The following is a 22,815-nucleotide window of genomic DNA, read 5'->3' as shown; positions in this document are numbered from 1 at the left end:
CAGCCTGCTGGTGGTGGTCCCTCACTGTTCGCTCCCACTCGCCGAACGAGCAATTCGAGTATCTGTAATGACCCTCCATCAGAATATGATAGCCGGCGAATGGGTCGGCAGCGCCGCGGTCAAGAACATCAACCCTTCGGATATCGATTTCCTCCTTGATCGGGACGAGAAGCTGCTTGCCGGTGTCGGTGAGGAACTGGCGGGGCAAGCGGCGCCCATCGCCTACCGGGCCGTCGACATCACCGACGAGCAAGGCATTGCACCGGCCGTTTCACAGGCGGCGTCGGCGATCGGCGAGATCAACGCACTCGTCAACAATGCCGGCATCAACGTTTTCGCCGAGCCATTGCAGACCACGAACGAAGAGTGGCAGCGATGCTTCGACGTCAATCTCAAGGGAGCCTGGAATTGCTGCGAGGCGGTCCTGCCGGGAATGATCGCGGCGGCGGTGGCGTCATTCTCAACATTGCCTCGACACCCGCCCTCACCATCATTCCCCATACCTTCCCCTATCCCCTGGCAAAGCACGCCTTGCTCGGCATGACCAAGTCGCTGGCACTGGAATATGCCGGCCGCAATGTGCGGGTGAACGCGCGCGCGCCCGGTTATGTCTCGACCCAGAAGGTGATCGACTACTGGAACAGCTTCCCCGATCCCGAGGCCGCCAAGGCGGAGACGCTGAAGCTGCACCCGGGCGGGCGCATCGCCACGCCTGAGGAAATCGCGCTTGCCGCGCTCTTCATGATTTCCGACGAATGTCCTTTCATGAACGCGGTCTGCCTGACCGTCGACGGCGGCCTCTGCGTCCAGCAACACCCCTGAGCATCCGGCGCACGCCGATGCGGGCTTCCTGGCGGTTGCTCTATGATCAAGAGTCTCGGCGATCTTTGCGCCGATGCAACCACTCCTGCCACGTCCGAAATATGCCCATCGATGACAACGAAAATCTTTCGGCTTTGCCGGAGGCCATGCACTCGGCTGTCCACGGGCGCTTGCCCCCGAAATAACGAAATTCCTCCTAAAATATTGATAATGCAGCAGAAAACACACTTTATTGCGACGCCTCTGCATACAAGGAAGCCGCCGCCATGTCGGCAGCGCCGGGGCGAGGTCCATGGATCTCGGCCAAAAAGGAAATTTTGATATCGTATCATGCTACAAGTGATGATTGACTCATCATACCAGTAGATCTATAAGTCACCCGAACTCGGGAGGAAATCTGCATGACGACGATCGCGCTCTTTGGCGCCGGCGGAAAAATGGGCTACCGGCTGGCCAGCAACCTCAAAGCGTCGAGCTTCGAGGTCCGGCATGTCGAAGTGAGCGCAGCAGGCCAGGAGCGCCTCAAGACCGGTCTCGGCCTTGACAGCGTAGCGCCGGATGCGGCTCTGGAAGGCACCGATGTCGTCATCCTCGCCGTGCCTGATACGCTGATCGGCAAGGTGGCCGGCGGCATCGTCGACAAGCTCGAGCCCGGTACCATGGTGGTGGTGCTCGACGCTGCCGCACCTTTTGCCGGACATCTGCCCGATCGCCCGGACCTGACCTATTTCGTCACCCACCCCTGTCATCCTCCGATCTTCAACGACGAGACGGAGATGGCCGCCAAGAAGGACCATTTCGGCGGAATCGCTGCCAAGCAGCATATCGTCAGCGCCCTGATGCAGGGCCCGGAGAGCGCCTATGCGATCGGCGAGGAGGTCGCCAAGGTGATCTGGGCGCCGGTCATGCGTTCCCATCGTGTCACCGTCGAGCAGATGGCGTTGCTGGAGCCGGGCCTGTCGGAGACCGTTTGCGCAACCCTTCTGGTGGTGATGCGGGAGGCCATGGACGAAGTCGTGGCTCGGGGTGTACCGCGCGAGGCAGCTCGCGACTTCCTGCTCGGCCACATGAACGTGCTCGGCGCCGTGATCTTCGACGAGGTCAAGGGCGTGTTCTCCGATGCCTGCAACAAGGCCATCGCCTTCGGCAAGCCGGCTCTGATGCGGGACGACTGGAAGCGCGTCTTCGAGCCGAACGAGATCGCCGACAGCATTCGCCGCATCACCTGAACAAGACCCTGCAGCAGCCGTCACCTTTGGTGGCGGCTGCTGCATTCGACCGGGCTTTTCGGCGAGCAGTCGAGCAGCCAAACGTCGGCGTCCTCCACAAAAGAACAAACAGGAGGGGACGCCTGGCCTCATGGGGAGGAAAAATGAGTCCGAATACCCTCGCGATCAGCTCAATCGAAACATCGGCCATCCGTAAGGCCACCTGGCGCCTGGCGCCGTTCCTCGGGCTGATGTTCTTCATCAATTTCCTCGATCGGACCGCGATTTCCTTTGCCGGTCCGCACGGCCTGACGACGGATCTGGGGCTAACAGCCACTCAATTCGGGTTCGCCGCCGGCATCTTCTTCATCGGCTATATCCTGCTCGAAATTCCCAGCAACCTGGCCCTGCACAAATTCGGCGGCCGCCGCTGGCTTGCCCGCATCATGGTGACCTGGGGCATCGTTTCACTGCTGTTCACCTGGGTCAGCGGGGTCACCGAGCTCTATGTCCTGCGCTTCCTGCTGGGCATTGCCGAAGCTGGCTTCTTCCCGGGCGCGATCCTCTATCTCAGCACCTGGGTGCCGGCCCGCCACCGGGCCAACATCCTCGCCCTTTTCTACATCGCGCAGCCGATGACGACCGTGATCGGCGCGCCGCTGGCTTCCTCCCTGATCCAGGCCCATGGCTTTTTCGGCCTCGAGGGCTGGCGCATCATGTTCTTCGGCGTCTCGATCCCGGCCGTCCTGGTCGGCATCGTCACCTGGTTCTATCTGCCGGATTCACCCAGGGACGCGAAGTGGCTCAGCCCGGAGGAGAAGGCCTGGCTCACCGGCGAACTCGCCCGTGAAGACAGCACCAAGCGCGAGCCGCACAATGGCTCGATCGCAGCGGCCCTGTCGAGCGGCCGGGTCTGGATGCTGGCGTTCATCTATTTCGGCATGATCTATGGCCTCTACGCGCTGGCCTTCTTCCTGCCCACCATCGTTTCCGGCTTCGAGGCGAAGTTTGCCACCAAATTCACGGTCTTTCAGGCCGGGTTGGTCATTGCCGTTCCCTACCTTCCCGCGGCCATCGCGCTCTATCTGTGGAGCCGGGATGCAACCAGGCGCGGGGTTCGGGCCTGGCATATCGGTATTCCGGCCCTGATCGGCGCGATCAGCATTCCGTTGGCCCTCTACATGCCATCGCCTGAGACCACGGTTGCCTGCATCACCGTAACGGCCTGCGCCATCTTCTCGGCCCTGCCGAATTTCTGGTCCCTTCCAGGGCGTTTCCTGTCGGGCGCGGCGGCGGCCGCCGGCATCGCCCTCATCAATACCATCGGCAATGTGGCCGGCTTTGCCGCACCCTATGTCACCGGCGCGGTCAAGGACTACACCGGCCTCTACCAGGCCCCGATGATCATCGTGGGAGCCTTCATGCTGGTCTCGGCCATCCTCGCCTTCCTCGTCGGACAGGAGATCAGGAAGGGCGGAGAGGTCTCGCAGGCCTACGCACCCCTCAAGCCATGAGGGCGCATTCGCACCGATAGCCAAGAAAGACCCGCCGGATACAACCGGCGGCCATCCGGACTGAACCGTCGACAGACAAATGGGAGGACGACATGAGCTTGAAACGACTTTTACTGGGCGCTGCGCTTGCCGGCGTGATGGCATCGGCGGCGATGGGCACGGCCCTGGCCGCCGACCTCATCGCCATCATCACGCCCTCGCACGACAACCCTTTCTTCAAGGCGGAAGCGCAGGGCGCCGAGGTCAAGGCGAAGGCGCTCGGCTACGACACGCTGGTGCTGGTGCATGACGACGACGCCAACAAGCAGTCGCAATTGATCGACACCGCCATCGCTCGCGGCGCCAAGGCCATCATCCTCGACAATGCCGGTGCCGCCGCCACAGTGGCCGCCGTGCAGAAGGCCAAGGATGCCGGCGTGCCCTCCTTCCTGATCGACCGCGAGATCAATGTGGCCGGCATCGCCGTTGCCCAGATCGTCTCGAACAACTATCAGGGCGCCCAGGTCGGCGCGCAGGAGTTTGTCAAGCTGATGGGCGAGAAGGGCAATTATGTCGAACTGGTCGGCAGGGAGGCCGACACTAATGCCGGCATCCGCTCCAAGGGCTATCACGACGTCATCGACGACTATCCTGACCTCAAGATGGTTGCGCGCCAGTCCGCCAATTGGAGCCAGACCGAGGCCTACAGCAAGATGGAGACCATTCTGCAGGCCAATCCCGACATCAAGGGCGTGATCTCCGGCAACGACACCATGGCGATGGGGGCGATCGCCGCGCTGCAGGCCGCTGGCCGCAAGGATGTGATCGTGGTCGGCTTCGATGGGTCCAACGATGTGCGCGACTCCATCAAGCAGGGCGGCATCAAGGCTACGGTCCTGCAGCCTGCCTATCTCCAGGCCCAGACCGCCGTCGAGCAGGCCGACACTTTCATCAAGACCAAGAAGGGCCCCGCGCAGGAAAAGCAGCTGATGGATTGCGTGCTGATCACGCCCGACAATGCCGGCAAGCTCGAAACCTTCGCGCTGGCGAATTGACGCTGCGATGAAAGATGCCCGGGGCTGCCTCGCTGGGGGCGTCCCGGGCCTGTTCCTGATCCCGACAATCGAGGCCGGAGCCAAAATCCATGCCCAGGCTTGCCAACAGGCTGATGATCGCCGCAATGGCGCTCGCCCTTGCAGCTTGCAAGATCGTGCCGACCGTCGAGGTTGAGGCCGCCCGACAGACCGGCGCTTCGGGCGCAGGACCCGTCTTCGACCCGGACAAGGCTGTCGATGCGATCTGGGCAGCCAAGGTGCTGCCCTATCTCAGGGCGAAGGCGGGCGACTTTGCCGTCGTTCGCGACCTGGCCGCGAGGAACGCGGACGAGGCCGGGCAGAAATACGGCTATCGTGCCAAGGAAGGCACCGTGCCCTGGGCCTATGTGGTCAAGGCCGAAGGCCGCATCGTCGCGGCGAACGCCGGTTCGCGCGCCGCCACCATCGACGTCGATGTCGACAGGGACGGCAAGGCCGACATGGTGGTGCAGATCGGTCCGGCCCTGCGCGGCACGGCGCTACGCGACAGCCTGGATTTCGTGTCCTTCAACGCCTTCACCAACCAGATCGACTACGCCCAGTTCGGCAAGGCCTTCAACGCCAGGGTCAACGCGGACGTGCTGCAGGCCCTGCCGCGCGAGCACCTGGTCGGCCGCTCCGTGACGGTGCTCGGCGCCTATGTGTTCGAGCCGGGCGGCAAGCCACCGCTGGTAACGCCTGCCGAACTGAACCTCGGGGCAGCGTCATGACGGGGGAGGGCCACCCTGCGACGCCCGATGACGACGTGGTGCTGCGCCTTGAGGGCGTGTCGAAGGTCTATTCCGGGACGGTTGCCGTCAGGCATGCCGATTTCGATGTGCGGCGCGGCGCCGTGAACGTGCTCGTCGGCGAGAATGGCGCCGGCAAGTCCACGCTGATGAAGATCATAGCGGGGGTCGTGCAACCTACCGACGGGCGCATCCTGCTCGATGGCAAGCCTGTCACCTTCCGGGATGCCGGCGAGGCAGTGGCCCATGGCATCGGCATGGTGTTCCAGGAGCTCAACCTGTTCGGCAATCTCTCGGTCGCCGAGAACATCTTCGCCGCCCGCGAAATCGTACGGCTGCCCTTTGGCATCGACCATCGCGCTCAGGAACGCCGCGCCGCCGAATTCCTGGAGCGGCTCGAGGCAGGCATCGATGCCCGCACGCCGGTGGAGGATTTGCGCATCGGCCAGCAGCAACTGGTCGAGATCGCCAAGGCGGTGGCGCAAGATGCCCGCATCCTGATCATGGACGAGCCGACCTCCGCCCTCAGCTCCGCCGAGGTCGAGATCCTGTTCCGTGTGATTGCCGACCTCAAGGCGCGGGGCGTCGCCATCGTCTACATTTCCCACCGGCTGGAAGAGCTCATCCGCATCGGGGACTACATCACTGTGCTGCGCGATGGCCGCGTCACCGGACAGGAGCGCATCGCCAATGTCGATGTGCCCTGGATCGTGCACCAGATGATCGGCTCCGATGCCAAGGACTTCGCCAAGACCGAGGATCACCCGCTCGGTCCGGAAGTCTTTCGCGCGGAGGATATCTGCCTGCCGCGCGTGAGCGGCGGATTCGCCGTCGACCATGTCTCCCTGTCGGTCAGGCAAGGCGAGATCGTGGGTATCTACGGATTGATGGGAGCCGGGCGCAGCGAATTCTTCGAATGCGTGATGGGACGCCACCGCCACGCCACCGGCCGCCTCTTCGTCGACGGCAAACCGGTGGCGGAAAAGGACGTGACGGGGGGCATCCGTCGGGGCCTTGCCCTGATCCCGGAAGACCGCCAGCGCGAAGGGCTGGTCAGCATCCTGTCGATCGCCGCCAACCTGTCGATGGCGGCCCTCGGTCGCTTCCTCGCCGGCTTCCATATCCGGCGAGCCCGCGAGCAGGGCGCCATTCGCGCTGCCGTCAGGGACCTGTCGATCAAGGTAGCCGATCCCGAACTGGAGGTGAGCTCCCTGTCAGGCGGCAATCAGCAGAAGGTGGTGATCGGCAAGGCGCTGATGACCGGCCCGAAAGTGTTGCTGATGGACGAGCCTAGCCGCGGCATCGATGTCGGCGCCAAGGCCGATGTCTTCCGCACCATGCGGCGGCTCGCCGCTGACGGCCTCGGCATCCTGTTCGTGACTTCCGACCTCGACGAGGTGATGGCGCTGTCCGATCGCATCGCCGTGATGAGCAACGGCAAGCTCACCGCCCTTTTCGAGCGGGCCGAGGCCACGGCCGCCAAGGTGGTGGCCGCCTCCGCGCTCGGCCATGGCCCTGTTCCTTCCCCCTCTTCTACAAATCACGGAGCGCTGGCATGACAGTCGCGCAGGACACCTTGAACCATCCGTCCGCCGGAAGCGGCTCGCTTGCCCTGAACCTGATGAAGCTGCGCACCTTCATCGCCCTTTTCGCGGTGCTGATCTTCTTTTCGCTGGCGGCGCCGAATTTCCTCAGCACCGCCAATCTCATCTTGATGTCGAAGCATGTGGCGCTGAACGCGTTCCTGGCGATGGGCATGACCTTCGTCATCGTCACCGGCGGCATCGACCTGTCGGTCGGATCGATCGTGGGCCTGTGCGGCATGGTCGCCGGCGGGCTGATCCTCAATGGCCTGGACCTGCGCATCGGCTACACCATCTTCTTCAACATCTATGAGGTGATGGCGATCACACTGCTGGTGGGTATCCTGATCGGCGCCGTCAATGGGCTGCTGATCACCAGGCTCAACGTCGCGCCCTTCATTGCGACGCTCGGAACGCTCTACATCGCCCGCGGCCTGGCGCTTCTTTCATCAGATGGCGCAACCTTCCCCAATCTGGTCGGGCGCCCCGATTTCGGCACGCAGGGCTATGCCATCCTGGGGGCTGGGCGTCTCCTCGGCTTGCCGGCCTCGGTCTGGATCCTCGCCGTGTTGGCGCTGGCTGCCGCCTATATGGCGCGCTGCACGCCGCTCGGCCGCCACATCTTCGCGGTTGGCGGCAATGAGCGAGCCGCGGGTCTGTCGGGCATCCGGGTCAACCGGGTGAAGCTCTTCGTCTATATGTTCTCGGGCTTTTGTGCCGCCGTCGTCGGCCTGGTCGTTTCCTCTGAATTGATGGCTTCGCACCCCGCCACGGGTGAAAGCTTCGAACTCAATGCCATTGCCGCAGCGGTACTCGGGGGCACCTCGATGTCCGGTGGCCGCGGCACCATCGGCGGCACCATCATCGGTGCCTTCGTCATCGGCATTCTTTCGGACGGGCTGGTGATGATGGGCGTCAGCGAATTCTGGCAGATGGTGATCAAGGGCCTGGTGATCGTCATCGCCGTAGTGGTGGACCAGGCCCAGCGCCGGCTGCAGCAGCGCGTTGCCTTGCGCCAGATGGCGAGGCTGGCCTGATGGCGTCCTATCGCGGTGCCCTGGTCGGTTGCGGCTTCTTCGCCATCAACCAGCTTCATGCCTGGCGCGACGCCGAAGGAGCCGACATCGTCGCACTCTGCGATCGCGATCCGGTGCGCCTTGCCCAGGCCGGTGAGCTTTTCGGCATCGACAGGCGCTACGGCGATGCCGAGCAGATGCTTCGGGCTGAGAAGCCGGACTTCGTCGATATCGCCACCACCGTGGCGAGCCATCGCCCGCTCGTCGAGCTCGCGGCGAAGATGGGAATTCCCGTCATCTGCCAGAAGCCCTTCGCGCTTTCGATCACGGATGCGCGTGCCATGGTCGAGGCTTGCCGCCTCGCCGGCGTGCCGCTGATGGTGCATGAGAATTTCCGCTGGCAAAGTGCCATCCAGGCCGTCAAGGCTCGCCTCGACGCCAATGTCATTGGCCAGCCCTTCTGGGCGCGCGTCTCCTTCCGCTCCGGCTTCGATGTTTTCAGCGGCCAGCCTTATCTTGCCGAAGGCAAGCGTTTCATCATCGAGGACCTCGGCATCCACATCCTCGACATCGCCCGCTTCCTGTTTGGCGAGGTGACGCGGCTGAGTGCACGCACCCGGCGCGTCAATCCCGACATCAGGGGCGAGGATGTCGCGACGATGCTGCTCGACCATGAGGGCGGTCTCTCCTCGGTGGTCGATTGCAGTTATGCCACCAGGCTGCCGGTCGATCCTTTTCCCGAAACCCTCGTCGAAATCGATGGCTCGGCGGGCACGCTGCGGCTCGGCGCAGGCTATCGGCTCGTCGTGAACGGGCCTGGCGGGCAGGAGAAGGTCGATCTGTCGCCGCCTCTGCTGCCCTGGGCCTCGCGTCCCTGGCACAATATTCAGGAGAGCGTGCTCGCCATCCAGCGCCACTGGCTGCATTGCCTGCGCAACGGCAAGGAGCCTTCCACCTGCGGGCGGGACAATATCGCAACGATGGCCCTGGTCGAGGCGGCCTATGCCAGCGCGTCCACTGGCCAGACGATCGAGATGGCCTCGATATGACGCCGCGCAACCATTGATGCGCGACCTGTCCGTGCTGCCTACGCCCCGCAGCGTCGTTCAGGCCGACGCCGTGGTCTGGTGAACGTAGAGCGAGGCGGAACGATCGAGGTGCCTGACCATCGCCTGCTCCGCCCCGTCCGGATCATGGGCGATGATGCGGTTGAGGATGTCCTCGTGCTCGGACAAGGTGTAGTTCTCCTTGCCGGTCCAGATCAGCAAATCGGTGTGGTACTGCTTCAGCCAGCCGAGCATGGCCTCGCTCATCGCCTCGAACAGCGGGTTGCCGGAGATGGCGGCGATACGCGTGTGGAACAGCATGTCCGCATTGATGAAGGCATCCGCGTCGCCAAGGCTCGCGCGCTGGCGGGCCAGGGCTTCCTGCAGGCCGGCAACCGCCTGCGCATCGGCCTTCTGCGCTGCCTGGCGCACCATGCCCAGTTCGAAGAAGCGGCGTGCCTCCTTCAGATGCTCCAGCGAGGCCGGGGAGCTCGACAGGAGCACGCTGGCAGCATCGTCGACCTGCTGGAAGATCGACCTGGCGGTGGGCTGGCGAACGCGCGCCCGCTCGCCGTGGGAGATGGTGAGCAGGCCGAAGATGCTGAGCTGTTGCATGGCTTCGCGGATGGCGGGACGGCCGACACCGAGGCGGTCCATCAATTCGCGCTCGGAGGGAAAGGGGTCCCCCGGCTGCAACTCTCCGCTGGTGATCAGCGCCTTGAGGCGGTCGAAAACCTCATCGGAGAGCTTGCGACGGACAATGCGTTGATCGGGGAGGGGCATGAGGCATTCCGATTGAGGCAGTAGGTTCGGCGGTCTTTGCCGTCTGTTCTTCCGTGAGGCAAGGCCGCTGCTGCAACAGTGCCACCGCTGTCCAGAAACAGACAAGGCGAATTTCCATTGCTTCGACTTAAGTCATGATATACTCATCATACCTGTTAAGCAATTCCAGGCCGGGCGCTGCGAGCGCCCCAGACTGAATGGGTGCCATGTCCGTCATCCGCATGACCTATCGCATCGAGACGGCTGGCGACATCGAGGAGCTCGCCGCCAAGATTGCCAGCGATCAGTCGACCGGCACCTTCGTCAGCCTGCCGGGCGAGACGCCGGAGCTCAAGGCGCGTGTCGCCGCGCGCGTCGTGGCGATCCGGCCGCTGGAGGCCCTTGAGGTGCCGTCGATCCCCGAACCCTCCGCGCAGGCCGGCGCCGTGTACAAGCGTGCCGATGTCGACATCGATTTTCCGATCGAGGCGATCGGCACCGATCTGGCGGCGTTGATGACGATTGCCATCGGCGGCGTCTATTCGATCAAGGGATTCAGCGGCATCCGTGTCACAGGCATGCAATTGCCCACGGCCTTCGCGGCTGCCTATCCCGGCCCGCAATTCGGTACGGCCGGCACGCGACGGCTGACCGGTATCGTCGACCGGCCGGTGATCGGTTCCATCGTCAAGCCAGCGCTGGGGCTGCGCCCGCCTGAATCGGCCGGCCAGGTGCGCGAACTCGTCGAAGCCGAGGTAGACTTCATCAAGGATGACGAGAAGCTGGCGAGCCCGGCCTATTCCAGCCTCGAGGATCGCGTGAAGGCGATCATGCCAGTCATCCTCGATCATGAGCAGAAGACCGGCAAGAAGGTGATGTATGCCTTCGGCATCTCGCACACAGATCCCGACGAGATGATGCGCAACCACGATATCGTCGTTCGGGCCGGTGGCAATGCCGCTGTGATCAACATCAACTCGGTGGGCCTCGGCGGCCTCTCTTTCCTGCGCAAACGCTCGCATCTTGCCTTGCATGCCCATCGCAACGGCTGGGATATCCTCACGCGGCACCCCGGCCTCGGCATGGATTTCGAGGTCTACCAGCAATTCTGGCGACTGCTCGGCATCGACCAGTTCCAGATCAACGGCATCCGGGCCAAATATTGGGAATCGGACGAATCCTTCGTGCGCTCTTTCAAGTCGGTGACGACGCCCTTGTTCGAGGGCGACGTCTGCCCCATGCCCGTCGTGTGTTCGGGCCAATGGGGCGGTCAGGCCCCGGATACCTATGCCCGCACCGGCCGGACGCTCGATCTGCTCTATCTGTGCGGTGGTGGGGTCGTCAGCCATCCCGGCGGCCCGGCAGCGGGTGTGCGCGCCGTTCGCCAGGCCTGGCAGGCGACCGTGGAGGGCGTGCCGCTCGAAACCTATGCACGCGAGCATCGCGAACTCGCGCAGTCCCTGCAGAAATTCGGCGCCGACACCGCTGCGTCCTGAAGCTTCCGAGGAAAGAACGATGCCGGGCTTGCTGCTCTCCTATTATGGCGATGATTTCACTGGGTCCACCGATGTGATGGAAGCGCTGGCCTCGCATGGCGTGCGTACCGCCCTGTTCCTGCAGCCGCCTTCTCCGGCGCAGCGCGAGCGCTTCGGCGAATGCGATGCCATCGGCCTCGCCGGGACCAGCCGCAGTCAGAGCCCGGCCTGGATGGATGCCGAGCTCACGCCGGCTTTCGAATGGCTGAGGCAGCTCGGCGCCGCTACCTGCCACTACAAGGTCTGCTCCACCTTCGATTCGAGCCCGGCTGTCGGCAATATCGGCCGCGCCATCGAGATCGGCAGCAAAGTCTTCGGGCAGCGGCAAGTCCCGCTGGTGATCGGTGCACCCCAGCTCAGGCGCTACACCAGCTTCGGTACCCTGTTCGCCGCCTATCAGGGCCAGGTCTACCGCATCGATCGCCACCCGGTGATGAGCCGCCATCCGGTGACGCCAATGGATGAGGCGGACCTGCGCCTGCACCTTGCCCGGCAGACGCAAAGCGGTATCGGCCTCGTCGACATTGCGGCGCTGGCGGCAGCCGATGTCGACGATACCGTCGATGCCGTCCTGGCGAAGGGCGAGGACATCGTGCTTCTCGATGTCCATGACGATGCCACCCAATTGCAGGCGGGGCGCCAGCTCCTGCGCCTGCAGTCGCGGCTCGGGCCCTTCGTGGCCGGTTCCTCGGGAGTGGAATATGCGTTGCTGCAGGCCTGGCAGGAAGCCGGCCGGATCGGGGGAGAGCCTCCTTTTCCGCGCCGGGCGTGGCAGATCGTATCGCCGTTGTGTCGGGGAGTTGCTCGCTCACCACGGAACGGCAGATCCGCCACGCCGTCGCCCACGGCTTCGACGGTATTGCCCTTGATCCGCGCGCGCTCATCCATCATGGCGAGGCTGCAATTGCAGAGGCCGTTGCCGCCGGCCTCGAAGGATTGGCCCAGGGGCATAGCGTGATCCTCTATACCGCCCTGGGGCCGAGTACCGATGTCGGCGACGAGCTCGAGACCGAGGGAGACCGCAACCGCATCGGTCTCGCTTTGGGCCGGATTCAAAAAGCTCTGGTCGAGCGCGCCGGCCTACGCCGTGCCGTCATCGCGGGTGGCGACACCTCGAGCCATGCTTTGCGCGAACTGGGCGCCTTTGCCTTGACGACGAGGCTGCCCTTGCTCTCCTGTCCTGGGTCTCCGCTCTGCACCGTTCATGCGGATGCCGCCGCCTTCGACGGGCTTGAGATTGCCCTCAAGGGTGGCCAGGTGGGTGGCGACGACTATTTCTCGATGATCCGCGAAGGTCGCGCGTCGGTTTCATCCCGCTGCACGACAGTAGGGTCATCCCCCATCTGCTAAGCAGCGCTGCGTGCCGCCTCGCGTCCCCGCTCACTCCTACGAATGCAGGAGTGAGCTGAGGGCGACCGCGTATACTTTTGTGCCGAGGGTTGTGTCGCAGACTTTTCGGCAAGGCTGCACTGGCATGAGATCGCTCCTCCGCAATTTGGGGACCCCCTCATGTTCAAAGGTCGCCATTTTGACCGATCTCTGACGTGCTATGCCTGCGCTATGGCTATAGGCGCGTGCACGTCCTTCCCGTGCGCGACGGCTGGGCGATCAACATTAAGCGAACACGCACAACGAGTTGGACCTGCAGTTGCGCAACAAGACCCCGAAGAGGCGTGTGAAGGCCAAGCTCAGAGAGGACCGATCGGAGGCAACGCGTTGCGACCAGACCTGCGATGGATTTCGTCCATGATCAATTAGCGACCGGCAAGAAGCTACGCATTCTCACCATTGTCGACATCTGGTCACGGTTCTCGCCGGCCGTCGATCCCCGCTTCAGCTATCGGGGAGAAGATGTCGTCCTGACGACGTTCGATCTCTTAGTGCGCAATAGCCGCCGAAACGACGCCCCGTGCAATGAGCGGGAGAAAGTCTGGGGGAGAAAAGCGTGGAAACGGCGGCGTTTGGCGGCAAAAAGTTCGAACAGCGCCCGATTTTAGATTATCGGCGTATTTCAAAGTGACGCGCTACGAGTCTCCCTCTGGAAGCAGGGCACGCTCAGATGGTCGACCGGCCTATATGTTCCCCATGTTTCGGCTCATACGAACAGAGCGCTGACTTTTTCTCCGTTCGACGAACATCGCCTCCCCAGGCGATACTCATCAGGGGAGCGGTACAGAAGGCCCGGGCGACCCCGCTGCGCGCGAGGCGTATCCACGATCTGCGGCACGATCTTTTCCATGCCGAACGGTGCATCTGGGCGGCCAAGGCCTCTTCACGTTCCGACACGAGGAGATGACAAGTACAGTTCAAGCGTCATTTCGATCGATGAGGCCATCGTCCATCACCTCCGAATCATGGAAGCCCATCGATTCAGAAGCCATCTAAAATCACCAGTTTAATGCCAAGATTACAGTTTTTCAGCAAAGGCTTCCTGCATTGCCCGCAGAATGATGAGGGCAGAAGCTGCGCCGGGATCCATATGGCCCAGGGAACGTTCCCCAAGCCGCGCGGCGCGGCCGCGGGTTGCGACCATGGACCTTGTTGATTGCGCGCCTTCTGTGCCGGCCTCCACAATATGGCGCCACATCTGCCCAGTGGTCAGGCCATTTGCATTGGCATGAACGGCGATTTCCATGGCCGGAATCCACGTGTCGAGCATCGTCTTGTCCCCGCGCTGCCCTTTGCCACGTAATTGGATACCTTTGGTAATGGCTTCGACGATAGCGACCTGTTCCGGCAGGTCGAGGGACAGTTGGTTTTTCAAGGCCTTGGATGCGTTTTGAAAAGCCGCGGCATAAAGGGGGCCGGTGGATGCGCCGACGGCATCGAGAAAGGCGGAGGCCGCTGCCGCAAAGACATCGGAGGGTGATGCCTGATCGAGATCGAGTTTTGCAAGGGCGCCGTTGACGGCCGAAAAGCCCAGAGCCATGCTGATCCCGTGATCGGCGTCGCCGATGGCGCCGTCGAGATCGGACAGATATTCCTTCTCCGCCTTTATCGACAGGGCAATTAGCTGGAACATCCAGCCGAGGCGGCGCGCTGCGGTTTCCGACATTGTATTGATCTCCCGAACAGCGTGGAATTCTCATTGGGCCGCAGGTAGCGGCCCTTTTTCGGTGATCCGAAGAAAGGCCGTATCGCAAGGATGCGACAGGAGATCGGATAGTTCCTGATCCAGATGCAGGATGGATATGGACGCACCGTTCATGTCGAGCGATGTGCAATAATGGCCGACCCAGTTCGCCACGATGCTGATCCGCTTGGCGCTGAGGCGCTCTTCCACGCGCTTGAACAGGATGTAGAGCTCCATCAGGGGGGTCGAGCCGAACGAATTGACGAGAACCGCCACCCGGTCACCCGGGCCGGCGGTCATCTCGGAAAAGACCTTGTCCATGATGCGGTCGACGATTTCGTCGGCTTGCATCATTTTCTCGCGGATAACGCCCCGCTCGCCATGAATGCCCATGCCGATTTCCATCTCGTCAGGGCCGATCTCGAAGTTGTGCCGGCGAGTTTGCGGCAAGGAACACGGTTCCAGCGCGACCCCCATCGTATAGGTGCGCCTGTTGGCTCTGCGCGCAATGGCCTCGCATTCCTCGAGCGACAGCCCGCGATCGCAGGCGGCGCCGGCAATCTTGAAGACAAAGAAATTGCCCGCCACGCCGCGCCGTCCGTCGCGATCCTCTACCGGTGAGGAGGAGATATCGTCGGTCGTCAGCACCGTCCGTGTGGGGATGTTCGCCTCCTGTGCCAGCTCGGCCGCCATCTCGAAGTTCATCACGTCGCCGACATAGTTGCCGTAGACGAAAAGGACGCCGGCTCCGCCTGAGGCAGCCTTTGCGCATTCGAGGATTGGAACAGGGGGAGGCGAGGAGAAGACGTTGCCGACCGCGACTGCGTCGGCCAGCCCCTTGCCGACATAACCGAGAAAGCAGGGTTCGTGGCCGGAGCCACCGCCGATGACCAGACCGACCTTGCCCGCACGTGGACCATTGCGCGCAACCAGGGCACGCTTCGAGCCGTTGATCGGCACGATATGAGCGGCATGGGCCTTGACCACCCCGTCGAGCATTTCATCGACGACATCGTCCGGGTTGTTGAGAAATTTCTTGATGTGGGTGCGATTGTGGCTGGGCGGGGCAGCCTCGGATTCCTGGCGCAAGCGTTGGGCGGGCCTGTTGTGGATCTGCGCAACGCCATCGGCGTTGAGGATGCCACGCCCGGTCGCCGCATCGGTGATCAGCACGCTGACATAGCCGCCTCTCAGCGCCGCCAGAATTGCCGGCACCTTGTCGAAACCGCCGGCAACCGCAATGCGCATGTCGCTATCTCGCAGCCGATCGAGCGAAATGCCGATAGTTCTGTCGTCTAGAGGTCCCGAAACGGGCTGGCCATGGGAGTCGATGAAACGGCCTGCAATCACGCCGACGGCATTTCTGGCCAGATAGTCCTGGATCGACACGTCCTCAAAGAATCCGCTGGTATGGATCGTCGAATTCGGCCGAAGGGACGAAATGCCGAAAAGTGCCTTGTTGGCTCGGGTCAGTGCTTGAAATTGCTCGGCAATGACCGGTTCGTCCAAAAAAGCCGATTTGACCTGCGCATTCGACACGATAGCCGGCGCGGTGATGTTGATGAGATGAGCATTCGTGGCTGTGGCGACCGCCGCCGCGCACAGCTCCGGCGTGTAGGCGAAACCGGCTCGCGTGCCGCCGGTTGCCTGGACGACCGTCACATCCTGCAGATTGGAGATATGCAGGTTTTGGGCAATGGATAGGATTGTGCGCCCCCATGCGACGGCGACCGTATCGCCGGATTTCAGCAGCTTCGCAACCGCTTGCGCGCCGGCGGCTCCCAGGCGGTCGATCAAGGTTCGCGATCCGTCGTCATTGGGCACGACGAGGCAGTCGGTCAATCCGAAATGCTGTTTCAGCTCCTGCGCGATTACCAGCGAGCTCAGCCGCGAAGGCTCGATGGAAATGCTGACGATTCCACGGCTGCGCGCTTCGGCAAGGTAGCTGTTGACCGTTGCGCGTGAGATTCCCATTATCTCGGCGATATCGCCCTGTGTGCGCCCGTCCTCGTAATAAAGCCAGCATGCCCACACATAGGGATCGTCGCCATATCGCAGCGGTATGACATCGGCCAATTCCGCCTGACCAGGCTTGGCCATCGCGGTTTTATTACTCGGCGCCATCTTGTTTGCCATCGCTCCTGCGTCGGTCGGGAAGGCTTGCAGGACAATGCCTTTGTCTCGTTTTGAGAAAATTCGAAACAAAGGGCGGCCCAACTTTCCAAGCATAAAGTGGGGCCGCCATGTTGCGCAAATCGGCTGTCCCTTATTGCAGTTGCTCGCGGGCGCGAAGTGACAATTCCTTCAGAATGATGGCACAGGAGGTTGCCCCAGCGTCCAAGACGCCGCGGGAACGTTCGCCCAGACGGCTGGCGCGTCCGATCCTGGCCACCAAATCTATTGTGGAATCTCGCCCCTTTTCCGCGGCTTCGACGAGCTCATCCAGCGCTTCGGCAAAGGATCTGCCGGCCATGTTCGCGTCATCGAACGCGGCAAGGGCAGGAACGAATGTGTCGAGAAGCGTCTTATCGCCGACCTTGGCTGCGCCGATGGATTGAATACCTTCTAGGCCTGCATGCAGCATACGGCTGAAGGCGGTGGCATCAATGGCGTCGACACCGTCGATCTTTTCGGCGAATTCCGTAAACATGACGCCATAGAGCGGTCCCATCGAGCCACCGATTTCGGTCATCAGGACGGTGCCAAGCGTGTCGAGCGAGCCTGAAAGGGATGCGTTCTTGCCCTTGAGCCGCTCGGCAGCCAGGTTGAAGCCTTTCGCCATGTTGACGCCGTGATCGCCGTCGCCGATCTTGCCGTCGATTTCGCTGAGAAAGGCCCGATTTTCGATAATGCGTTCTGCCATGGCCAAAACGATGTGGCCGGCTTCTGCATTGTTGAGGGTTTGCATGAGGCGTTCTCTTTACAAGATTGCAGTGCAGCGCACGTCCGTATCGAGCAGTTCCTTCAGTTCGTCGTCAAGAGCCATAACCGTCAAGGTTGCGCCGATCATTTCCAGAGAGGTGAAGTAATTGCCGATATAGGTACGATGGATTTTCAGGCCGCGTTTGACGATCTCGGATTCGATCGTATCGTTCAGGATATAGAGTTCGTTGAGCGGTGTCGCGCCGAGGCCGGAAACCAGTACGGCGACTTCGGTGCCTTCGGGAAGATCGTGGTCGTCGAGAACGATTTCGCACATGTCGCGGGCGATCTCGGCCGCGGATTTCAGCGGCTCCACGCGGACGCCCGGCTCGCCGTGATGGCCAATGCCCACCTCCATTGTGCCCGGGGCGATCTCGAAATTCGGATGGCCGACGGCAGGCAAGGTACATGGACCAAGCCCCACGCCGATCGAGCGGCAATTGTCGATCGCCCTTTGCGCGGTGGCACGGACTGCTTCGAGCGAGGCCCCCTTTGCCGCCTTGGCGCCGCCAACCTTCCACATGAAGATTTCGCCAGCAACGCCCCGGCGTTTTTCGCGCTCTTCGCGGGACGCCGAGCAGACATCGTCGTTGGCGACGACGGTCGCCACTTCGATGCCATCCTTGGCTGCGAGCCGGATCGCCATCTTCACGTTCATGTTGTCGCCGGCATAATTGCCGTAGAGCACGACGACCCCTTTGCCACCATCGGCTTCGCGGATGGCGTCATGGAAGCTTTTGGCCGTGGGCGAGGAGAACAGCTCGCCAACGGCGACGGCATCGAGCATGTTCTTGCCGGTATAGCCGATGAAGGCCGGCTCGTGGCCGGAGCCGCCGCCCGTGATGACACCCACCTTGCCGGCATGGGGGGCATTCCTGGCGGCGATGACACGGGGATTGTCGGCGAGGCGAACAATATCGGAATGGGCCTTGACGAAACCCTTCACCGTGTCTTCGACGACTTCGTCGGGATTGTTGACGAAACGCTGCATGATTTCTCCTATGGGTTCCTGGAGCGCTTCGGCTCAAAGGATCGTGTAGCCGCCATCGATTAGTAGATCGGCGCCGTTGATCATATCCGCACCGGCGGAAGCGAGGAAAACGGCCGCAGCCGCGATTTCCTCGGGAAAGGCGAATCGACCGGTGGGAATGCGTTTTCGGGCGGCCTCGCCCTTCTCTCCCGCCCAGGCCTTTTTGCCCAGTTCGGTGAGCACGATGGTGGGGGAAAGCGTGTTGACGGTGATGCCGTATTTGCCCCACTCGGCCGCAAAGGTCTTGGACATGCCGATGACGCCGAATTTCGAGGCGCAATAGGCCACATGCTCCTCGATGGCGACAGTGCCCGCCTGCGAGGCGAGATTAACGATCCTGCCGCCCTTGCCGGCGCTGATCATTTCCCGGCCGACAGCCTGCGTGACCAGGAAGCTGCCTTTGAGATTGATGTCGATCGTCCTGGTCCAGTGGTCCAGGGACAGATCCTCGGCCGGAGCCAGGAACACGACACCGGCGCTGTTGACCGCGATGTCGATGCCGCCAAAAGCCGCCTTCGTACCCGCGATCGCGGCGTTGACGGACGCAGGATCGGTGACATCGCATACGAATGCTTGCGCGCCATTCCCAAGCTCCGCCGCCTTCGCGGCGGCAAGTTCGGCGTTGATGTCGAGAACGGCGACCCGGACCCCCTTGGTGGCGAAAGCCCCTGCAATGGCCGCACCGATGCCGGAGGCGGCTCCGGTGATGAGGGCGATCTTGCCGGAGAGCGGGAAGGTCAGGTCGATTTGAGGCGCGATATCGGTCATGTCGATGGGTCCTGGCGGCGGAAGGCGCGGGGCAAGGCGATGCCCCACGCGTAAAAATCACTTGCTGCGGGCAGCGAGCAGCTTGTCGACATTGTCGGCGGTGACGGGCGTCCACGGCACGTTGTATTCCTTGGCGCTGCCATCCTTGAACGGCATGCTGGGATACTGGGCCCAGATATCGGATTGCGGCTTGTAATTGCCTTTCCTGGCCTGGAAGATGGCCAGGTCCAGGGCTCCCTGCGCCTGGGCGCGGGCATCCTGCAGGATCGAGGTCATCGTGCCCTGCTTGACAGCATTGAGCGCATCGGTGACGCCGTCGATGCCGGCAATCGCAAAGTCCTTAACATTGAGCTTGGCTGCCTTGATGGCTTCGATCGCGCCGAGCGCCATCTCGTCATTCTGGCCGATGACGCCATTGATCTGGCCGGGATGCGCCGTCAGCCAATTCTCCATCAGGGTCTGCGCCTCGGCGCGCGACCAGTTGGCGGTTTGGTCCTCGAGGATCTTCACATTGGGGCACTCGGCCAGCGCCTTCTTGTTGCCTTCGAGACGGGAGATCTGCGCCGACTGGCCGATCGGGCCTTCGATGATGACGACATTGCCCTTGCAGCCGATCTTGTCGAGCACGCTCTTGGCTTCCAGATAGCCCGAGACCGTGTCGTCGGAGCCGACATAGGACGACAACAGGTCGGAATGGACGCGTGTGTTCGAGCCGACGACGGGAATGCCGGCATCATGCGCGGCCTGGACGGCGGTGGCACCGGCCTCGATGTCGATGGGCACGAAGATGATCGCGTCGAATTTCTGCGTGATCATCGTGTTGAACTGTTCCTGCTGCACGAGCGCATCATAGCGCCCATCGAATACGGTCAGTTCCACCTCCCCATTCTTGACGGCAGGGTGCTCCTTCAGCGCTGCCGTCCAGATCTGCATGAACTCGGCGTTGAGGCCGTAGGGGGCCGCACCGATCTTGATTTTCTTGTCCTGCGCCAGAGCAGGCGTCACCAGCAACGCCGTGGCCGCGGCCAGGACGACAAGCAGTTTCCTCATGGTCGTTCTCCTCCGAAAATTGCCGCAGCCATGATGGCACGCGGTTCTGGATCGCGGTCGCGAGCGTCCGGATGGCACGGGCTTACTCGCCCTGGTTTCTCTTCTGATCCAGCATCACGGCACCGACGATCAGGGCGCCCTTGAGAACCTGCTGGTAGTAGGATTGGATGCCCATCAGATCGAGGCCGTTGTTCATCACGCCGATGATCAGGGCGCCGATCAGTGTGCCGGTGATACGACCGACACCACCCGACAGGCTGGTCCCGCCGATCACCACGGCCGCGATGGCATCGAGTTCGTAGGCGATGCCGGCCTGGGGCAAGGCGGAACCGGTGCGGGCCGCCAGCATCATCCCCGCCAGGCCCGAAAGTCCGCCGGAGATGACGTAGACGCTGAAACGGATGCGGGCAACGCTGATGCCCGACGTCTTGGCGGCATGCGGGTTGCCGCCCACCGCATAGATGTAGCGGCCGAAGCGCGTACGGTTCAGTACCCACCAGGAGAGGGCGAACACCAGAGCGAGCAGGACGACCGGCGCAGGAATGCCGAACAGGTTGCCGGTGCCGATCCAGCGGAATTCGGGCGTGAGGGCAGGCACGGGCCGGCCCCCGCCATAGATGAGCGTCAGGCCCCGCGCTGCCGAAAGCATGCCGAGGGTGGCCACGAAGGCGGGGACGGCAAAGCGCGAGACGATGATACCGGCCACGGCGCCGCAGGCGACACCGACGAGCAGGCCCGCAGCCAATGCGAGGTAGAACGGATAAGGCGCGCCCGGCAGGCCCGCCGTTGCCGAGGTGGTGGCGAAGCTGGCGGCAATGATGCCAGTGAGCGCCGCGACCGAGCCGACCGACAGATCGATACCTCGGGTGAGGATGACAAAAGTCATGCCGACCGCCAGCACACCGTTGATGGCGGTCTGCAACAACACGTTGGAGATGTTGCCGGCGGTGAGGAAGTACTGGTTGGAGACCGATAGGATCAGGGCAAGCAACAGGAAGGCGATGAAGATGCCGTATTCCTGGACGATCAGCCGGCGATGCTCCCTGCCGGGCCAGATGCTGGTCGAAGGATTCTCGTTAGCGGACACGTGGATTTCCTTTTTGTGCCAGGCGATACGCCGGGGCGCCGATCTCAGGTGGACAAATGCACGAGCGACTGCGCGTCCGTTTCTTCACGCCGGTGGATCCCGGCGGACCGTCCCTGCCGCATCACCAGGATGCGGTCGGACATGCCGAGCACTTCGTCTATTTCGGATGAGACCATCACGACCATGCCGCCTGCCGCCGCGAAATCGCAGATGATGCGGTAGATCTCGCGCTTGGCGCCGACATCGACGCCGCGCGTGGGCTCGTCCAGCAGGAGAAGCTTGGGCTGGCGCAAGAACCACTTGCCGAGCACGACTTTTTGCTGGTTGCCACCCGATAGGCCGGAAACCGGCATGGTATCGCGCGCGGCTTTGATGCCGAAACGCGCGATCATGTCTGCCGAGGCGGCCCGTTCCTGCCGGCGCTGCATGATGAAACCCGGGCTCAACTCCGGCAAGCTCGCCAGACAGATGTTGTTGCGCACGCTGTCGGAGAGATTGAGGCCGGTGAGCTTGCGATCCTCGGTGACGAGCGCGATGCCTGCGCGCATGGCATCGGCGGGACGGGAAATGGTGAGCGGCTGACCGTCCAGGACGATGCTGCCGGCTGTCGGCTTGTTCAGGCCAAACAGGCAGTCGAAGATCTCCGTACGCCCTGATCCCATGAGACCGTAGATTCCGAAGATCTCGCCCCGTCGCACGGAAAATGAAATGTCGTCGATCTTACCGGGAGCCGTGAGGCCGCGAACCTGGAAACTGATGTGGTCGTCGGGAACGTTGGTCTTGACGTATTCTTCCCCGAGCTCCCGGCCGACGATCATGCGGATCAGCTCGGGACGGGTGATATCGGCCAAGGCACCGCTGCCGACATAACTGCCGTCCCGGAAGACGGTGTAGGAGTCGGCGATCTGGAAGATTTCCGACAGCCGGTGGGAGACATAGACGACACCCTTGCCGGCGGCCTTGAGCTGCTCGATGGCCGAGAACAGATGCTGAGCTTCCTTCTCGCCGATGGCGGAGGTCGGCTCGTCCATGAAGATGACCTCGGCATCGTGACTGAGCGCCTTGGCGATCTCCACGAGTTGCATCTGCGCCACCGAGAGATTCATCATGTATTGGCCGGCACGGATATTGAAGCCGAGCTGATCGAACAGCGCCTGCGCCGCCCGGTTCATCTTGCGGAAATCGATGCCGCCGAAGCGCGCCGACGGTTCGCGCCCGAGGAAGATGTTCTCGGCCGCTGTCATGTGGGGAACCGGGCTGAGTTCCTGTTCGATGATGGCAATGCCGGAGGCAAGCGCCTCGGCCGGACCGGAGAACTCCACGGCCTTGCCGCGGCGGCGGATCGCGCCGGCGTCTCTCCGATGCAGCCCCATCAGGATCTTCAGGAAGGTGGACTTGCCCGCGCCGTTGCCGCCGCACAGGGCATGGACGGAACCCGCATGGAGCTTGAAGGCGCCATTTCGCAAAGCAGCAACGCCGCCGAAGGACTTTTTGAGCCCCTCTACCTCAAGCAAGAGATCCACGCTTCCTCTCCTCATATGCGCACGCCGCCTGGCCGGCGGGGCACATCAACGTCACGAGGTCCAAGCTCGAGCGTC

The 22,815-nt window shown here is 62.7% G+C and carries 17 protein-coding genes and 3 pseudogenes; 11 read left to right on the top strand and 9 right to left on the bottom strand.

Features of this window, described 5'->3' with window-relative positions:
• Positions 1-85 precede the first annotated feature (85 nt).
• The 8 genes and pseudogenes from ACR9ZN_RS05715 to ACR9ZN_RS05680 all read left to right on the top strand — a co-directional run bounded on the left by ACR9ZN_RS05715 (position 86) and on the right by ACR9ZN_RS05680 (position 8,993).
• Positions 86-822, top strand: a pseudogene (locus ACR9ZN_RS05715) (SDR family oxidoreductase).
• A 401-nt stretch (positions 823-1,223) separates the two neighbouring features.
• A complete protein-coding gene (locus tag ACR9ZN_RS05710; protein WP_481271571.1) occupies positions 1,224-2,051 on the top strand; it encodes a phosphogluconate dehydrogenase C-terminal domain-containing protein in 828 nt (275 codons plus the stop codon).
• Between the two features lie 143 nt (positions 2,052-2,194).
• Positions 2,195-3,544 carry an MFS transporter gene (locus ACR9ZN_RS05705; RefSeq protein ID WP_481271570.1) on the top strand — a complete coding sequence of 450 codons (1,350 nt, stop codon included), beginning with the start codon at positions 2,195-2,197 and terminating at the stop codon, positions 3,542-3,544.
• 92 nt (positions 3,545-3,636) lie between these two features.
• A complete protein-coding gene (locus tag ACR9ZN_RS05700) occupies positions 3,637-4,578 on the top strand; it encodes a D-ribose ABC transporter substrate-binding protein (RefSeq protein WP_454817212.1) in 942 nt (313 codons plus the stop codon).
• Between the two features lie 89 nt (positions 4,579-4,667).
• On the top strand, positions 4,668-5,327 hold the full coding sequence (locus ACR9ZN_RS05695) for a DUF2291 family protein (RefSeq protein WP_481271569.1): 660 nt from the start codon (positions 4,668-4,670) through the stop codon (positions 5,325-5,327).
• Positions 5,324-6,904 carry a sugar ABC transporter ATP-binding protein gene (locus ACR9ZN_RS05690; RefSeq protein ID WP_481271568.1) on the top strand — a complete coding sequence of 527 codons (1,581 nt, stop codon included), beginning with the start codon at positions 5,324-5,326 and terminating at the stop codon, positions 6,902-6,904. The genes ACR9ZN_RS05695 and ACR9ZN_RS05690 overlap by 4 nt, the downstream gene beginning before the upstream one ends.
• Complete coding sequence (locus ACR9ZN_RS05685) at positions 6,901-7,965, top strand: ABC transporter permease (RefSeq protein ID WP_454817218.1); 1,065 nt, start codon at positions 6,901-6,903, stop codon at positions 7,963-7,965. Before ACR9ZN_RS05690 ends, ACR9ZN_RS05685 begins: the two co-directional genes overlap by 4 nt.
• Complete coding sequence (locus tag ACR9ZN_RS05680; protein ID WP_481271567.1) at positions 7,965-8,993, top strand: Gfo/Idh/MocA family protein; 1,029 nt, start codon at positions 7,965-7,967, stop codon at positions 8,991-8,993. Before ACR9ZN_RS05685 ends, ACR9ZN_RS05680 begins: the two co-directional genes overlap by 1 nt.
• 57 nt (positions 8,994-9,050) lie before the next feature.
• Here ACR9ZN_RS05680 and ACR9ZN_RS05675 read toward each other — a convergent pair whose 3' ends face one another.
• Positions 9,051-9,773 (bottom strand): transcriptional regulator NanR, encoded by a 723-nt coding sequence (locus ACR9ZN_RS05675; RefSeq protein WP_441774253.1) that lies wholly within the window; start codon positions 9,771-9,773, stop codon positions 9,051-9,053.
• 206 nt (positions 9,774-9,979) lie between these two features.
• Here ACR9ZN_RS05675 and oiaX point away from each other — a divergent pair, with 206 nt between their 5' ends.
• The 3 genes and pseudogenes from oiaX to ACR9ZN_RS05660 all read left to right on the top strand — a co-directional run.
• Complete coding sequence (oiaX, locus tag ACR9ZN_RS05670; protein ID WP_481271566.1) at positions 9,980-11,248, top strand: 3-oxo-isoapionate-4-phosphate decarboxylase OiaX; 1,269 nt, start codon at positions 9,980-9,982, stop codon at positions 11,246-11,248.
• A 19-nt stretch (positions 11,249-11,267) separates the two neighbouring features.
• Positions 11,268-12,637 (top strand): annotated as a pseudogene (locus ACR9ZN_RS05665) (four-carbon acid sugar kinase family protein).
• A gap of 203 nt (positions 12,638-12,840) precedes the next feature.
• A pseudogene (locus ACR9ZN_RS05660) lies at positions 12,841-13,152 on the top strand (IS3 family transposase); the annotation flags it as partial.
• Positions 13,153-13,694: 542 nt separating this feature from the next.
• On the opposite strand, the gene dhaL (ACR9ZN_RS05655) reads toward ACR9ZN_RS05660, so the two are convergent.
• The 8 genes from dhaL (ACR9ZN_RS05655) to ACR9ZN_RS05620 form a co-directional block, all read right to left on the bottom strand.
• Complete coding sequence (gene dhaL / locus ACR9ZN_RS05655; RefSeq protein ID WP_441774256.1) at positions 13,695-14,342, bottom strand: dihydroxyacetone kinase subunit DhaL; 648 nt, start codon at positions 14,340-14,342, stop codon at positions 13,695-13,697.
• Positions 14,343-14,372: 30 nt separating this feature from the next.
• The gene (locus tag ACR9ZN_RS05650) at positions 14,373-16,484 is read right to left on the bottom strand and encodes a bifunctional sugar-binding transcriptional regulator/dihydroxyacetone kinase subunit DhaK (protein ID WP_434961242.1); all 2,112 of its coding nucleotides are present in this window, start codon (positions 16,482-16,484) and stop codon (positions 14,373-14,375) included.
• A 142-nt stretch (positions 16,485-16,626) separates the two neighbouring features.
• The gene (gene dhaL, locus ACR9ZN_RS05645) at positions 16,627-17,268 is read right to left on the bottom strand and encodes a dihydroxyacetone kinase subunit DhaL (protein WP_434961241.1); all 642 of its coding nucleotides are present in this window, start codon (positions 17,266-17,268) and stop codon (positions 16,627-16,629) included.
• A 12-nt stretch (positions 17,269-17,280) separates the two neighbouring features.
• On the bottom strand, positions 17,281-18,273 hold the full coding sequence (locus tag ACR9ZN_RS05640; protein ID WP_441774257.1) for a dihydroxyacetone kinase subunit DhaK: 993 nt from the start codon (positions 18,271-18,273) through the stop codon (positions 17,281-17,283).
• A gap of 33 nt (positions 18,274-18,306) precedes the next feature.
• The gene (locus tag ACR9ZN_RS05635) at positions 18,307-19,080 is read right to left on the bottom strand and encodes a GolD/DthD family dehydrogenase (RefSeq protein WP_454817227.1); all 774 of its coding nucleotides are present in this window, start codon (positions 19,078-19,080) and stop codon (positions 18,307-18,309) included.
• 57 nt (positions 19,081-19,137) lie between these two features.
• Positions 19,138-20,130 carry a substrate-binding domain-containing protein gene (locus tag ACR9ZN_RS05630; protein WP_454817229.1) on the bottom strand — a complete coding sequence of 331 codons (993 nt, stop codon included), beginning with the start codon at positions 20,128-20,130 and terminating at the stop codon, positions 19,138-19,140.
• Between the two features lie 82 nt (positions 20,131-20,212).
• Positions 20,213-21,217 (bottom strand): ABC transporter permease, encoded by a 1,005-nt coding sequence (locus ACR9ZN_RS05625; RefSeq protein ID WP_434961237.1) that lies wholly within the window; start codon positions 21,215-21,217, stop codon positions 20,213-20,215.
• A 44-nt stretch (positions 21,218-21,261) separates the two neighbouring features.
• Positions 21,262-22,740: a sugar ABC transporter ATP-binding protein gene (locus ACR9ZN_RS05620; RefSeq protein WP_481271565.1), complete on the bottom strand. Its 1,479-nt coding sequence runs from the start codon at positions 22,738-22,740 to the stop codon at positions 21,262-21,264.
• Between the last annotated feature and the right edge of the window lie 75 nt (positions 22,741-22,815).

Source organism: Labrys sp. HAY1-8F (genome assembly GCF_056754975.1).
This window is presented reverse-complemented; position numbering and strand designations above follow the sequence as displayed.